The sequence below is a fragment of the Pseudomonas graminis genome (assembly GCF_013201545.1).
GTDB lineage: Bacteria > Pseudomonadota > Gammaproteobacteria > Pseudomonadales > Pseudomonadaceae > Aquipseudomonas.
Genome location: NZ_CP053746.1, coordinates 817,490 through 831,508 on the forward strand (window position 1 = coordinate 817,490; position 14,019 = coordinate 831,508).

Sequence of the window (14,019 nt, forward strand, 5' to 3'; positions counted from 1 at the left end):
CTTAGAAGTTCATGCCGAAGCTGAGGGCTACGAAGTCGCGGTCGTCCACGGTGGTGTACTTGCCGTCGAAGAAGTTGGTGTAGGAAAGGTTGGCGGTGTAGGTGTTCTGGTACTCGGCGTCGAGGCCCAGGCTCACGGCCTTGCGACCTTCCTCGAAGTTGCCGCCAGGGCCCGGCGAGTAGCCATCGACGTCGTGGGACCAGGCTACGCTCGGGCGGAGGTTCACACCGGCGAAGACGTTGTTGTAGTCCCAGATGGCGCGGGCGCGATAACCCCACGAATCGGTGGTGGTGAAGCCTTCGTTTTCGCAGTAGCGGCTGAGGTTGTTCTGCGCGGCGGTGCCCAGGGTGCTGGCGTTGAGGGTCTGGCATTGACCACCCGGCAGCGGGCCTGGGCCGTAGCTCGGGTCGCGGCCGTAACGCAGTTTGGATGTGCTTTCCAGACCGCCAACGTGGGTCCAGCCCACCTCACCCACCACGGTCAGCCGTTCGGCGCCCATCACTTGATCGAAGAAGTGCGTAAACGTCGTTTGCGCCTGGCTGATTTCCTTGCGGCGGTAGCCTTTCTGATCCTGGCCCGGCGCGCCCTGCAGCAGCGACACGTTCGAGTTCAGCGGCGACAGGCCGGAATATAGAATGTCGGTGGTGTTCAACTGCACCGGAGCGTTGGGGCGATAGCTGAGTTCGCCGCTCCACGCCGTGCCGGTGGGCAAGGTGGTGGAGAAGCTCAGGCCGAACAGGTGGATGTCTTCCGGGTACTCAACGTAATAGCTGGAATTGCCGGCGACCACGACGGGCAACAGGGTTGGCGCGAGGGCCGCCGCAACACCCCGAGGAACGCCGTTGGCCGCCAGACCGCCCACCAGACCCGCTGCGCTGTAGGCGCTTGCCGGCCCGCCTTTGCCGCTGAAGATCGGCAGACGGCTGTGATAGTTCATGTAATAGGCGCCAAACTCGGTGTCAAGCGGCTCGAAGTTGTAGTGCATGGCCAGGCCATACTGGCCACTGTCCCGGGCATCGCGATCAGGGCCGCGGGCAACCACGGCACCCTCGTCAGGGTTGCCGAAACTCACGCCGCGGGCGGCCAGCGTTCTTTGAACGGGACCACGCAACGCGGCTGGCAGAGCCGAATTGAGGCTGTCACGGGTGCGCAGCACGGCAAGGTTGCTGTTGCAGCCGTCCGCGATGACGTCGGGTTGCGAGAAGAAGGTGCCGCAGTTGTCGACGACGGTCTGGTCCCATTCCAGCTGGTAAAAGCCTTCAGCCGAGAGGTTTTCCGTCAGGCTTTGCGACAGGTAGAACATGTTGACCGGAATCAGGCCTTCCTTGATTTCCGAGCCAGGACGACGGAACGCGGACACGTCGACCGGGTTGATGCTGTTGATGCCGCCCTGGATGAAGGTACTTTCACCCCAACTGACGACTTGCTTGCCCAAACGCACCGAACCCGGCTCGTCGGCAATGGAATAGTTGTGATAAACGAAAGCGTCAAGCAGCTCGAAACCCGAGGATTTGGCGCCTTCCTTGCGGCCGGAATCGCTGATGTCCTTGAAGTCGCGGCCTTCGTCCTTGAGCTCGAAGTCGTACCAGTATTTGCCCCGCAGGAACACGCCGGTGTCGCCGTACTTCAGTTCAAGATCGTGGATGCCCTTGAATATCTTCGAAAAGGTTTCGCCGCTTTTGAAGTTCAAGTGACCGTCGTCGGAGGTTTGCGAAAGACCGTGACCGCCGTTGTTGGAGCCGATCAGGTTCTTGTTGGCATTCTCTGTGGACCAGCTCGCCCCCACCGAGAGCGACGAGTCGAAGTTGCCTTCGATTTCTCCGATATTGAAACTGACGCCGAATGCAGGACCGGCGAGCGTGGAAGCGAGGCTGACGGCCAGAGGCAATTTAGCCCGGCGCCAGAACTGGTTAGCTGATGTCATCGACGCTACTCCATGTGCTTTTATTTTTATGGCAGTGGGTGCTTCCAGAAACGACTCAGGCGGACGGGCCGCAGCGCCTGTGTGTCAGCGCCGATCGGGCAGCCAAACAACTGCGAAACGATCAGGGCGCTTTTCTCCGGTAACGACCTACTGCCGACTATAGCCAGCAGGTGCTGCTGCTTGATCCCTCTAAAGTGTGATTTATAGCGCCGACACCTCTGGCACGCCGACTCCAGAGTGGCCAATCACAACGCAGGGGGAGCATGGCTGAAAAAGAGGAATTGGCAAGGAAGACGGCGGAGTAGAGCCTTCGCGGCACATTTTGAGCGTAATCAACCGATAAAATGGCCGCGAAGGAAAGCGTCAGAGCGTAGAGAGGAAAGCGCTGTTGCTGCCCTGCCATTCGAGGATGTTCTGGCGGATCTGCTTCTTGTCGAGCTTGCCGACACTGGTCTTGGGAATTTCGGTAACAAGGGCGATCTGGCTCGGAATCGCCCACTTGTTAATGTGCCCCTGTTCCACAAACGGCTTGAGATGTTCCTTCAGGATCTTCGCATCCAGAACGTGGCCCTCGCGGGCGACCAATAACGCAAACGGGCGCTCGCCCCACTGCGGATCGGCGATGCCCACGACGGCCACTTCGCGCACACCGGGATGGCGGCTGCAAAGGTCCTCCAGTTGCAGCGATGACACCCACTCGCCGCCGGTCTTGATGACGTCTTTGATCCGGTCACGGATGTCGATCCCGCCCATGCTGTCCAGCGTCGCCACGTCGCCGGTGTGCAGCCAGCCGCCGGCCCACAGTTCGGCGCCCTTCTCCGGCTCGCGGTAATAGCCTTCGCTCAGCCAAGGTGCGCGCAATACCAGCTCGCCCTGGGTCTCACCATCTGACGGGAGAAAGTTGCCTTCGCCATCGACAATCGCCGCCTCGACCAGCACACCCGGCGCGCCCGCCTTGATTCGGTACGCGGTGCGTTCGTCTTCACTGGCTGCCATCAGGTCGTCGTTCAGGTGCGCAACTGAAACCAACGGCCCGGTCTCGGACATGCCGTAGGCCGCAGACAGCTGAATGCCCTTGGCCTTGGCTGCCTCGTACAGCGAACGATTGAGTGAGCTGCCGCCGATGATGATGTGCCAGCCGGTGAAGTCCATGTTCTGGGCGGCTTTGGCGTTGAGTACCATTTGCATGATGGTGGGCACGCAGTGGGAAAACGTGACCTTCTCTTTTTGCCAGAGCTCTACCAGCAACTCGGGGTCGTAACGACCGGGATACACCTGTTTCGCGCCCAGCATGGTCGCGGCGTAGGGCACGCCCCACGCATGAACGTGGAACATCGGCGTGATCGGCATGTAGACCTTGTCACCACCGAGCATGCCTTCGACGCTGCCCATGATCGTCGCAACGGCCATGGTGTGCAGCACGAGCTGGCGATGGGTGAAATACACCCCCTTGGGGTTGCCCGTGGTACCGGTGGTGTAGAACGTGGTCGCCACCGAGTTCTCGTCGAAATCCTCGAACTGATAGTGCGAACTCGCAGCGGCCAACAACGCTTCGTACTCGCCGACGAGGTTCGGCAGGTCGGCGTGAGCGCCATCGGTGTCGGTCAGTAACAGTGTTTTTTCCACGGTCGTCAGTTGCCCGGCGATGGCGTTGTAGAGGGGTACGAATTCACTGTTCACCAGCACGAGCTTGTCTTCGGCATGGTTCATGGTGAAGAGGATCTGCTCGGGCGAAAGCCGGACGTTGATGGTGTGGATCACCGCGCCAATCATCGGAATGGCGAACATGCATTCCAGGTAACGGTGACTGTCCCAATCCATCACCGCCACGGTGTCCCCCGCTTTCACCCCCGCTGCGGTCAACGCACCGGCCAGCCGGCAGATGCGCTCGTTGAGCATTTGATACGAGTAGCGCGAATGGTCCCGGTAAACGATCTCACGGTTTTTTTCGTAGCGCACGCCTGACAGCAGCAGTCGTTTGATCAACAGAGGGTACGGGTACGCCCCTTCGGCGGGCGGAATCACGCGGGTGTGCAGCATAGGAATCCCTTTTCACGGTGCAGGTGCGGGGGCTGAAAATATGCACTGTAGGGCCTGGGCGCGTCGATCGGATCAGCCGAAGGGATGAATTGTGTCATCCCACGTCACCGAGCCTACACGTGTGGGATACCAGCCAAAGGATACAAAAATAAGACCAAACGCAGACGGATTGTCTGCGTTTGGTCTTTTTGGGAGCAGCTAGCCGGCCATTAAGTCCTCAAGGGGCGAGACTGGCCGACATGCTCGGCGTGGTCAGGTAAGGCCCGATTGAGGATGCATATTCAGCCACCGGAGCATCAATCCGTTGCTTAAGCACGACAGTGGCGCGCTCGACTTCCGCCATCGCCAGTGGACCTGGAACAAAAAGCAAATGGCGAAGCGCTTGGCTGTCAGCAAGGTCATCTTCTGGTTCACCGCTTCCATCCGAGCGTGTTTGTGGAATGGGCTCCCTGGTAGCCGCTACTAACTCTGTCGCCAGTCGGGCTTCTCGCAACGCTGATTCTTGGGCTCGCTGATTAATCAGTGCTTGAGCCGCAGCTTCGGCCTGTTGCTCGGCAAGCTGGCGGGCGGCCACTTCAGCAGCCTCCTTCGCCCGACGCTCCTGAAGCTCGCGGGCTTGTTGCTCCGCGAGCTGTTGAGCGTGGAGGCGTTCTGCCTCCTCCGCTCGTCGTCGCGCCAGCTGGCGAGCTGCTTCCTCTGCCTGTTGCTGAGCAAGTTGGCGCGCGGCCTCCTCAGCCCGTCGCTGAGCCTCTTGGCGGGCTGCCTCAATCATTTGCGCATGTGTGGACGAAAGCTGATTGATGAAGTTGCTCAAATACCAAACAACCTCACTAGCAATGATTTGGCGATGCACCTCTACAAGGGGGGCGGACATAAATGAAAGATCCGCCCCTACCATGCTATTGAACTGATCCAAGGTGAGATGCCCTGCATCGTCACGCTCCCCAGGGGCATAAGGGGGAATAGACGCAAGCTTGGCTGCTCTCAGTTGCAATGCAGCGTCACGATACCGCTCAACAATCTGAAGATCAGACATTCCAGTTGTTGAGCCTAAATGAGCGATAACTTCGCTCTGGATTGAGCCTGGCAGCTGCTGAAGTAACACTGTGTAATGAGCCATTGATAAATTCCTTTTAAATAAATATGGAGATGCCCAATTGGTAGTCAATCAGACGCCGACTTGAAACCAGCCTTACCATTAGCTGCTCGCCAGGCCTTGACTTCTTTTACTATTCCTTCCGGAGAATCATCAGCATCGGGCTTGGGGTAGTAGATCAAATCGGAGCCATCGGGGTGTTCGCCGAGGCGCTCAAAAGTCATTACCGCTTCGGTGTGCTGATACTCAGTTTTGTAGTCCACAACACAGATTTTTCTAACGAGCTCTAGAAACTCTGCTTCGGTGATCCCTTGAATCGTTTCAGCGTTCATTGTTACGTCCCTCATTACGTAAATCTCTGTGGATTGCGTCGTGGTTAGCTGGGGTATTGAGTCTTAAATTATCAACGCCGTACACATCTCCTCCCTGTGAGATTGGAACAACGTGATGTATTTCGAGTTTGACTGTAGATCGCCAGTCAATCAGACGAAGGTCTGAACCCAGCTTTACCATTAGCAGCCCGCCACTGCTTCACTTCCTCCAAGATGCCTTCCGGAGAATCATCAGCATCGGGTTTGGGGTAGTAAATCAAATCGGAGCCGTCGGGATGTTCACTCAAACGTTGAAACTCTCCAATCGCTTGACCATGTTGGTATTCAGTTCTGTAATCACCGCTGCATACTTTTTTAACCAATTCCAGAAATTCGTCTTCAGTCATATCTTCAATCGTGTGATTTTTCATGGACGTTCCTCATTCTTACGAATCTCTTGATGAATCCTATCGTGTTGCGCTGGGGTGTTGATTCCTAAATTATCGATTCCGTAAACATCTCCGCCTTTTGAAATCAAGGAAATGTGATGGATTTCATACCACCTTCGTCCGTTTTTTTGCTCCGCATTGGGGGCAATCGGGGCTTTACCCTGTTTGATTAATTTTATATTTCTTTCGCTCATGCCTTGGGTAATCTCTGCATGCTTTGACATCTCCCGCCAGATAGCACGCTTGAAATTTCGAAACTGAGCGTACTCCTTACCTCTGAGGGCATCCGCAACCACTGCGGGTATTGGCGATCCGAGCCCGGCCGAGGCCTTGGTCTCCCACTGGGGATCGATATCGCCACCGAAACCGCTCACAACCCCTGGCAAATACCTGGGGCTGTTGAACATGACATACACAGGCGGAAGACCCGAGTCCGCCGGGAAGACAAGTATGTAGTCCTCGAAGTCCTCTATGTCATAAGTCGGGAAACGTCCAAGCTGCTCCGAAACGGGCAAAATAGCAGCCCCGGAATATTCAGGGCCCTTGGAATCATCGGCCGGCAAAGCAGTAGAACTGCTCTCCGGGCTAACCGCGGGTGTCCAGATCAGAGCCGGCCGGTCTGCGCCGTCTTGTTTAAATTCATACGCTTTGGTGCTCGAGTTATAGACGAACGTTCGCACACGGACTTTGGAGCTGACCATCAAACCGTCGGCTTCAGCCCAGACCGTTTTTAGTTCCCCTTCAACCTCCTCAATCCTTAACCGGTGGGTAACGTCAACTGTTCCAACGCGGCCTGCGATGAAATTGAGGTCGACATTGCCAGAGACCCCAATCTCCGACGCAGGCGAAGCAATCAGTGAGGGCGCGAGTTCACCGTCAGCCAACTCGGTTGGATAAAGTAAAGCGAGTTGCGGTAAAGACCGCCCCTAGTGCCTTGGCTGCCTGTCGGGTGAACAGCTTTTGCGCAATAGCTTTGGCTGTTTCAGCCGCATTGGGGAAATTCTGCGTTGGAGCATTCGGTCCTGCCACCATCGACCAGAGTCGGCTCGCTTCAGTGGCATGCTTTAAGACCAGAGTCTCGTCATTAGCTACGGAGTTACGCGTCTTCCAGGCTTGCTCGGCATAGTGTTCTGAAAGCGCCGCAGATTTATCGAGCAACTGAGTAACTGCTTTTGCGTGCAAGTCGGCTTCAAGCGCCTGCTCATAGGCAAGACTCCACGCTTGGTGAGTCTGAAAAGCCTGTTCTGCACTAACGCTTCGACTTTGTAAGATTGCTCCGTAGTGTTCGCTGGTTATTTGAAGAGGATCACCCCCAGTAAAAGCATGCGAGCTCTGACGATTACTTTCAGAAGCCGCCTTTTTTTGGGCGATCAAGTAGTTAATCCGGGCTTTATGCTCAAGTATTGCGTTCAGTGGCTGTTGACGCTGAGCGTCGTATAACGAGCTGTCTTCGCCGAGTTCGGACATGAGCGAGACAGGCAGTGCGGCTACATTGTGATCGTGCTGAAGATCAAGCTCACGTTTTCGAGTTGCTTGCGCGAGAGGTAAAGATTCCAGGGCTTGACGGTGAGCCGCTGCTTGACGCTCTTGCTCGGCTCTAGCGTTTGCCGCAGCCATAGCAGCTTGAGCTTGCGCCTCCCTTCTGGCTTCTTGCTCAGCCTCAGCGTGAGCTTGGGCTCGAACCCGTGCCTCAGCGTCAGAAATGGATTGCTGATGAGCTTCTTTTTGAGCCTGCAATTCAGCGGCTGCCTTGGCCCGGGCAGCTTCAGCTCGCTGACGCGCTTCCTGTGCGCGGCGGCGCTTATCGCGAATGCGCAGACGGCGACGTTTGGAGCCAGACAACGTCCCGGCTCTGCCACCCTCACCGCCTCTGCCACCACCCCATCCAATGCTCCATCCATCACGGGAGGGTCGAAGTCCCCCGCCAGAGCCGTAAGGATTACCAAGAGGTATCCCTCGATTGACTACAATATTTTTTTCTTCGGTGTCGCTCATACAGGTTCTCCTTTTTGTCTGTATGGCAACCAAGTAACGCTCATCCCTCTGAAGTCAGGTAATACATAGTTATGGAGATTTTTTTATTTTTTGTGATATAGGGCGCGGCACTACGAGCCCTACCCTTTTCGCATCGGAATAAAACGCACGGACAAAGAAAACCCGCCGTTAAGGCGGGTATATTTTTAAAACGGGTTACCTAGCAATTGTAGAAGCCTTCTTCGATCGCATCGCGATCCCTGGCATTCACCTTTGAGCGTGATGCCGCAAAAGACCATCACATCAAAATCAATGCATTTCCGTCAGCGCCAGCTTCAAACCCAGCGCAACCAGCACGCCACCCATCGCCCGATCAAACCAGTGCCCCATCCGCGCAAAACCCGCGCGGACCCGAGGCTGGCTGAACAGGCGCGCCACCAGGCAAAACCATGCACCGGTCGCGAATGCCAGGTAAACCCCGTAGCCGGCTTGAACCAGCATTGGCGTGTGCGGGTTGATCACGACGGTGAACAGTGACAGGAAAAACAGCGTTGCCTTGGGGTTGAGCCCGTTGGTGACGAACCCCGCCGTGAAGGCGCCGCGGGCAGTGCGCTCGCCTTTGGCGATGTCCACGGGCGCGTCCGAAGCGCTGGCAGGTTTAGCGCGCAGCGCTTTGATACCGATGTAAATCAGATACGCCGCCGCTGCCCATTTCAAGGCATTGAACAGGACGATGGACTGCGAAACGATCAAGCCAATCCCCAGCAGCGAATAGCCGACGTGCAGGAAGATCGCGGTGCCCACGCCCATGGCCGTGTAGGTGCCGGCCTTGCGCCCGTGGGTCACGCTTTCGCGTACGACGACGGCGAAATCCGGACCGGGGCTGGCGACGGCCAGCAGGTGAATCAAGGCAACGGTTAAAAATTCCGTCCAGTACATCGGAGTTCTCCAGGCGTTATGGCGAGCGGCAGGCTCTGGTAGGCTCGTCACATTACGCTTCCCACCCACCGAGCAAAAGGTACAGCTGATGCCCAGTCAACGCCGAGCAGTTTTCCTGGATCACTCCTCCCTGGATCTGGGGGATCTCGACCTCGCGCCGTGGCGTGAAACCTTCAGCGAACTGGTGCTTCATGGCAGCACCACAACCGATCAGGTGGCCGGGCGCTTGAAGGACGTCGACGTGGCCATTTCCAACAAGGTCATGATCGATGCCGCCACGTTCGCCGCCTGCCCGAATCTTAAACTGGTGTTGGTGACCGCCACCGGCGTCAACAACGTCGACCTCGATGCAGCGCGCAAGCATGGCGTGGTGGTCAGCAACTGTCAGGGCTACGGCACCCCTTCCGTCGCCCAGCACACGCTGATGTTGCTGCTGGCGATGGCCACCCGCTTGCCGGATTATCAACAGGCCATTCATCTGGGCCAGTGGCAAAAATCGAAGCAGTTCTGCTTGCTGGACTTCCCTATTGTGGAACTGGAAGGCAAAACGCTAGGGCTGCTGGGTCATGGCGAGCTGGGTGGCGCTGTCGCGAAGCTGGCCGAAGCTTTCGGGATGCGCGTTCTATCGGGTCAGATCCCCGGCCGCCCGGCACGACCCGACCGCGTGCCGCTGGACGAGCTGCTGCCACAGGTCGATGCCCTCACGCTGCACTGCCCGCTCAACGACGATACTCGGGACATGATTAGCGCCCACGAGTTGAGCCTGTTGAAACCGAAAGCCTTCATCGTCAATACCGCGCGGGGTGGCTTGATCAATGAGCAGGCATTGGCCGATGCCCTGCGCAACGGCCATCTCGGCGGCGCTGCCACCGACGTGTTGACGGTCGAGCCACCGGTCAACGGTAATCCGCTACTGTCGGGCGATATTCCGCGTTTGATCATCACGCCCCACAGCGCCTGGGGCAGTCAGGAGGCGCGGCAGCGCATCGTCGGTCAGATCAACGAAAACGCTCTGGCGTTTTATGAAGGCAAACCGGTCAGGGTCGTGAGCTGACACGCAGCGCTTCGCAGGCCCGCCGATCCGCCGCACAGGGCAGGTGCGCGGCGTGGCAGGCCTGTTAAACTTCGCCCTTTTTTTCGAGGAGCCGATGATGGACCCGCGCAGTGAAGTGTTACTCCGGCAGGCCGATTTGTTTCAGGGCTCCTTGTTGCTGACCGGCCTCCCCGCCGACGACTTGATGAGCACGCTGCCCAATGCACGCGGCTGGAGCTGGCACGCTGGCGACTTCGACACCCTCGGTTCGCGGTTTCCAGAGCGTGTGCACTTCGGCACCGAAGCACCGACCGAACACTTCGAAGCTGCGGTGCTGTTTTTGCCCAAGGCCCGCGACCTCGCTGATTACCTCATTAACGCGCTCGCTTCCCGCCTGGCCGGACGTGAGCTGTTTCTGGTGGGCGAAAAACGCGGTGGCATTGAAGCCGCCGCCCGCCAGCTGAGCCCGTTCGGGCGCACGCGCAAACTCGACAGCGCCCGGCATTGCCAGCTCTGGCAAGTCACCGTCGAAACGCCTCCGCCAGCCGTTGAACTCGATAGCCTGGCCAAACGTTTCGACATCGAAGTCGATGGCGGCACGTTGAAGGTGGTGAGTCTGCCAGGCGTGTTCAGCCACGGCCGTCTGGACCGCGGTTCGGCTCTGTTGCTGGAAAACATTGACCGGCTTCCCGCCGGGCATTTGCTGGATTTCGGCTGCGGCGCTGGGGTTCTCGGTGCAGCGGTGAAACGTCGTTACCCCGAAACACATGTGACGATGCTGGATGTCGATGCGTTTGCCACTGCGAGCAGCCGGCTGACCCTGGCGGCCAATGGTCTTGAAGCCGACGTCATGACCGGCAACGGAATTGACGCCGCGCCGAACGACCTGGACGTGATTCTGACCAATCCGCCGTTCCATACCGGTGTGCACACCGACTACGCCGCAACCGAAAACTTGTTGAAAAAAGCGCGTGAACATCTGAGAAAGGGGGGCGAACTACGGTTGGTAGCCAACAGCTTTCTGCGCTATCAGCCGATCATCGAGTCGCATCTCGGACCGTGCGCAATCATGGCCGAGGGCCAGGGTTTCCGGATTTACCGCGCGAAACGTGCGTGATAATTAGCGCTTGCCGAACGGCAAACGGCTAGGCAGAATCCGCACCGTCCTAGGGGAGTAGTCTCCCACGAGCGCCATGCTCGTCCGGCACGCATCAACATACTTGGTCCTCAGACCATGGTGCGTGCGACCCCAGATCCGCTCAGACGGATCGGTGGTTTGACAAGACCTATGACACGAACATCCTGACCCGGGGCGGGGAGGTTGTACGTGTCATAGCCGTGTTGACCCGCCCCTTAGGAAAACCCTGATGCTGGAATCCCTGTTGGTCCCCACCGCCGTCGTCGCACTGGCTGAAATCGGTGACAAGACCCAACTCCTCGCACTCGTTCTCGCCGCTCGCTTCCGCAAGCCCTGGCCCATCATCGCCGGGATTGTCGCAGCCACGCTGGCCAACCATGCCGCGGCCGGGGCCGTCGGCGCATGGTTCAGCAGCTACCTCTCGGATTCCGTCCTGCACTGGATTCTTGCAGCGAGCTTTACCGCCACGGCGCTGTGGACGCTGGTTCCGGACAAACTGGACGACGACGAAGCCAATACCGGGCGCAAGTTCGGCCCCTTCCTGACCACGCTGATCGCATTTTTCATCGCGGAAATCGGCGACAAGACGCAGATCGCCACGGTCATGCTGGCGGCGCAGTATTCCAACTTGTGGCTGGTGATTATCGGCACAACGCTGGGCATGTTGCTGGCCAACGTGCCGGTGGTGCTGGCGGGGAATTTCGCTGCGGAGAAACTGCCGCTGACGCTGATCCGTCGTCTGGCAGCGGGGGCGTTTTTCATTCTGGCGATCGTTGCGGTGTACAAGGCGATGCAGATCAGCGGCTGGGTGTAGGCGCTAACGATAACCCCTGTAGGAGTGAGCTTGCTCGCGATGCCCTTATCGCTCCGCAGATACGCGGCGACAATTGATGATCGCGAGCAAGCTCACTCCTACCGAATTTCATGTACCAACCCGTTCCGAAAAACGCCGCGCAAGCTCACACCTATCGAGATCAGGCGCTGATCAGCCCTTCGGTGCCTGCTGATACAACGGCATCACTTTCGGGATCGCTGCCTGCAACGAGGCGATCCGGTTGGACGAGGCCGGGTGGGTGCTCATGAATTCTGGCTGCGACCCGCCGCCTTGGGCTTCCATCTTCTGCCACAGCGTGATCGCGGCATTCGGGTTGTAACCCGCGCGAGCCGCCAGTTCGAGGCCCAGCAAATCCGCCTCGTTTTCATTGGCGCGGCTGTTCGGCAGCGTCAGGCTGTAATCGACCACGGTGTCGGCCAACGCCAGACTGTCCTGCCCCAATCCCAACAAGGCACCGGCACCCTGCTTGGCCATCTGCACACCGTAGGCCTTGGACATCGCTTCACGACCGTGTTCGCGCAGCGCGTGAGCGATTTCGTGGCCCATGACCGCTGCCAGTTCGTCATCGCTGAGTTTCAGCGTATCGATCAGGCCGCTGTACACGATGATCTTGCCGCCAGGACCGCAGTTGGCGTTCAGCTCGTCGCTCTTGATCAGGTTGACGTCCCATTGCCACTGCGCCGCGTCGGGCCGCAATTTCGGCGCCTGGGCGATCAGTCGCTTGGCGATGGCCTGAACGCGCTTGCCCTCGGCGCTGCTGTTGTCGAGCACGCCTTTGGATGACGCTTCGCTGACCGTCTGTTGATAAGACTGGGCGTACATCTGGTTGACTTCATCAGTCGACAGCATGCTGAACATGTATTGCTTGCGCTCGACACCCACCGAATCGCCGGTGGTGGTATTGACCGCCTGACACCCGGCAACCAGCAACGCTGCCGTCACGCCACAAAGAGCAAAAATCCTGCGCATCTCGTATCTCCATTGAAACAATCGCGCCATCCTAGGCAATACGCAGGCTGAGCACCAGATGCCAGCCGTCTGCCATGTAAAAAGGCGCAAGCAAATCGCGCCTGTGTAACGGCAGCGAAATAACGGAATGACGATTTGAACCGAGCCAGAGCGGATTACAACGGGGTCAGGCATTCCGGTGCGTTGAGCTTCGGATCATTCACCAGATTGGCCAGAGGCCGCTCGCGCAGTTGCGTCTGCGGGGCGGCGAGCAAGGCCTGCAAGGTGATCAGCGGGCAGTCCGCAGCAAGCCAGGCGCGCTGCCCTTCTTCGTCGAGAATCAACGGGCGACGCTGGTTCATGGCCGACTGCGTGACCACGGCAACGCTCAGGTAGGTGTGGCCTTCGACGGGATAGGCTTCCCAGATCGCCGCGAAATACAGCGTCGATCCTTCCGCCGGCGTCAGCCAGAACGGCCGCTTGCGGACGCTGCCACGCCATTCGTAAAAACCGTTGGCCGGCAGCAGGCAGCGTCGTTCGCGAAAGGCCTGCTTGAACATCGGCTGCTCGGCCACGGTTTCAGCGCGGGCATGGGCCGGTGTGCGCGACATGTCGGTCAGCCAGGGCGGCGTCAGCCCCCAACGCGCCCGCGCCACTTCGCGTCCGCGCTCCCCGCCCGCCTCGACCTCGCCCGGTGCTGCCCGAACCATCAACACAGAAGCGGCAGGAGAAATATTCCACTGCGCTTGCTGGTCGCTCGGGAATCCGGACAGGGCCGCAAAGGCAGGCGACCAACGAAACAGGGCATAGCGTCCACACATGGGTTCAGCACAACTCTTTTTGAAAGCGAATGAGGCGCGCGCGAACCGGATTCAGCACAGCAACACATCGGGGTAGCTGTCTGGCTCGTCACCGGGCAGCGGAAAGGCGGCATTGTACTCGGTGATCAACAGACGCGCGCGCTCGGCCTGGTCATCCTCGACCGTGAGGCCCAGCAACCCGAACGCCGGTAAATCCCCAACAGCGCCCAACAGATGACGCCCGGTGATGTGGGACTCGATGCCTTCGCTGGCCAGCATGGACTGCAGCAGCTCGCCTTCCATCAGGTGTTCGGGTTCGTAAATCTTGCGCATCACTCGTTCTCGCTGCGGACGTCCAGCGCCCACTCTTCCCCGTCGGTCTGCAGACTGAAGATGATCGGCCGGCAGCAGACGGGGCAGTCCTCAATGTAGGTCTGATCGCCGCCGGAGATATCCAGCACCGCCTCCACCGCTTCGCCGCAATAAGGGCAGTCGTAATCCTGTATTTCCTGCATCGCAGTCTCCGGGCACA

At 58.6% G+C, this 14,019-nt stretch carries 16 protein-coding genes and 1 riboswitch; of the genes, 3 read left to right on the forward strand and 13 right to left on the reverse strand.

From position 1 onward, the window contains the following. Position 1: 1 nt before the first annotated feature. From FX982_RS03745 to FX982_RS03780, 9 genes are all read right to left on the reverse strand, one after another. A complete protein-coding gene (locus tag FX982_RS03745) occupies positions 2-1,924 on the reverse strand; it encodes a DUF1302 domain-containing protein (protein WP_122622572.1) in 1,923 nt (640 codons plus the stop codon). Positions 1,925-2,287: 363 nt separating this feature from the next. Further along, the gene (locus FX982_RS03750) at positions 2,288-3,964 is read right to left on the reverse strand and encodes a fatty acid--CoA ligase (RefSeq protein WP_172609694.1); all 1,677 of its coding nucleotides are present in this window, start codon (positions 3,962-3,964) and stop codon (positions 2,288-2,290) included. A gap of 217 nt (positions 3,965-4,181) precedes the next feature. Then, positions 4,182-5,084: a hypothetical protein gene (locus FX982_RS03755; protein WP_172609695.1), complete on the reverse strand. Its 903-nt coding sequence runs from the start codon at positions 5,082-5,084 to the stop codon at positions 4,182-4,184. A gap of 44 nt (positions 5,085-5,128) precedes the next feature. Next, the gene (locus tag FX982_RS03760; protein WP_172609696.1) at positions 5,129-5,392 is read right to left on the reverse strand and encodes a bacteriocin immunity protein; all 264 of its coding nucleotides are present in this window, start codon (positions 5,390-5,392) and stop codon (positions 5,129-5,131) included. Beyond that, on the reverse strand, positions 5,382-5,573 hold the full coding sequence (locus tag FX982_RS24660) for an HNH endonuclease signature motif containing protein (RefSeq protein WP_367948767.1): 192 nt from the start codon (positions 5,571-5,573) through the stop codon (positions 5,382-5,384). The genes FX982_RS03760 and FX982_RS24660 overlap by 11 nt, the downstream gene beginning before the upstream one ends. Beyond that, positions 5,539-5,802: a bacteriocin immunity protein gene (locus tag FX982_RS03765; RefSeq protein ID WP_172609697.1), complete on the reverse strand. Its 264-nt coding sequence runs from the start codon at positions 5,800-5,802 to the stop codon at positions 5,539-5,541. The genes FX982_RS24660 and FX982_RS03765 overlap by 35 nt, the downstream gene beginning before the upstream one ends. Beyond that, entirely contained in the window at positions 5,799-6,704 is a 906-nt protein-coding gene (locus FX982_RS03770; RefSeq protein ID WP_172609698.1) for an S-type pyocin domain-containing protein, read from the reverse strand. The genes FX982_RS03765 and FX982_RS03770 overlap by 4 nt, the downstream gene beginning before the upstream one ends. Then, on the reverse strand, positions 6,697-7,815 hold the full coding sequence (locus FX982_RS03775) for a hypothetical protein (RefSeq protein ID WP_172609699.1): 1,119 nt from the start codon (positions 7,813-7,815) through the stop codon (positions 6,697-6,699). The genes FX982_RS03770 and FX982_RS03775 overlap by 8 nt, the downstream gene beginning before the upstream one ends. 288 nt (positions 7,816-8,103) lie before the next feature. After that, positions 8,104-8,733, reverse strand: a complete 630-nt coding sequence (locus tag FX982_RS03780) for a LysE family translocator (protein WP_172609700.1) — start codon at positions 8,731-8,733, stop codon at positions 8,104-8,106. A gap of 88 nt (positions 8,734-8,821) precedes the next feature. Here FX982_RS03780 and FX982_RS03785 point away from each other — a divergent pair, with 88 nt between their 5' ends. The 3 genes from FX982_RS03785 (at position 8,822) to FX982_RS03795 (ending at position 11,718) form a co-directional block, all read left to right on the forward strand. Then, a complete protein-coding gene (locus FX982_RS03785) occupies positions 8,822-9,787 on the forward strand; it encodes a 2-hydroxyacid dehydrogenase (RefSeq protein WP_172609701.1) in 966 nt (321 codons plus the stop codon). Between the two features lie 97 nt (positions 9,788-9,884). Beyond that, positions 9,885-10,883 (forward strand): class I SAM-dependent methyltransferase, encoded by a 999-nt coding sequence (locus FX982_RS03790; RefSeq protein ID WP_172612972.1) that lies wholly within the window; start codon positions 9,885-9,887, stop codon positions 10,881-10,883. A gap of 40 nt (positions 10,884-10,923) precedes the next feature. Beyond that, a riboswitch (yybP-ykoY riboswitch) is annotated at positions 10,924-11,044 on the forward strand. Between the two features lie 89 nt (positions 11,045-11,133). Continuing rightward, positions 11,134-11,718 (forward strand): TMEM165/GDT1 family protein, encoded by a 585-nt coding sequence (locus tag FX982_RS03795; protein WP_172609702.1) that lies wholly within the window; start codon positions 11,134-11,136, stop codon positions 11,716-11,718. Positions 11,719-11,889: 171 nt separating this feature from the next. Here FX982_RS03795 and FX982_RS03800 read toward each other — a convergent pair whose 3' ends face one another. The 4 genes from FX982_RS03800 to FX982_RS03815 all read right to left on the reverse strand — a co-directional run bounded on the left by FX982_RS03800 (position 11,890) and on the right by FX982_RS03815 (position 14,002). Beyond that, positions 11,890-12,708, reverse strand: coding sequence for a M48 family metallopeptidase (locus tag FX982_RS03800; RefSeq protein WP_172609703.1), 819 nt, complete (start codon positions 12,706-12,708; stop codon positions 11,890-11,892). A gap of 155 nt (positions 12,709-12,863) precedes the next feature. Next, on the reverse strand, positions 12,864-13,508 hold the full coding sequence (locus FX982_RS03805; protein ID WP_172609704.1) for an SOS response-associated peptidase: 645 nt from the start codon (positions 13,506-13,508) through the stop codon (positions 12,864-12,866). 51 nt (positions 13,509-13,559) lie between these two features. Further along, a complete protein-coding gene (locus FX982_RS03810; protein WP_122536174.1) occupies positions 13,560-13,820 on the reverse strand; it encodes a putative signal transducing protein in 261 nt (86 codons plus the stop codon). Continuing rightward, entirely contained in the window at positions 13,820-14,002 is a 183-nt protein-coding gene (locus tag FX982_RS03815) for a CPXCG motif-containing cysteine-rich protein (RefSeq protein ID WP_172609705.1), read from the reverse strand. Before FX982_RS03815 ends, FX982_RS03810 begins: the two co-directional genes overlap by 1 nt. Positions 14,003-14,019: the final 17 nt, after the last annotated feature.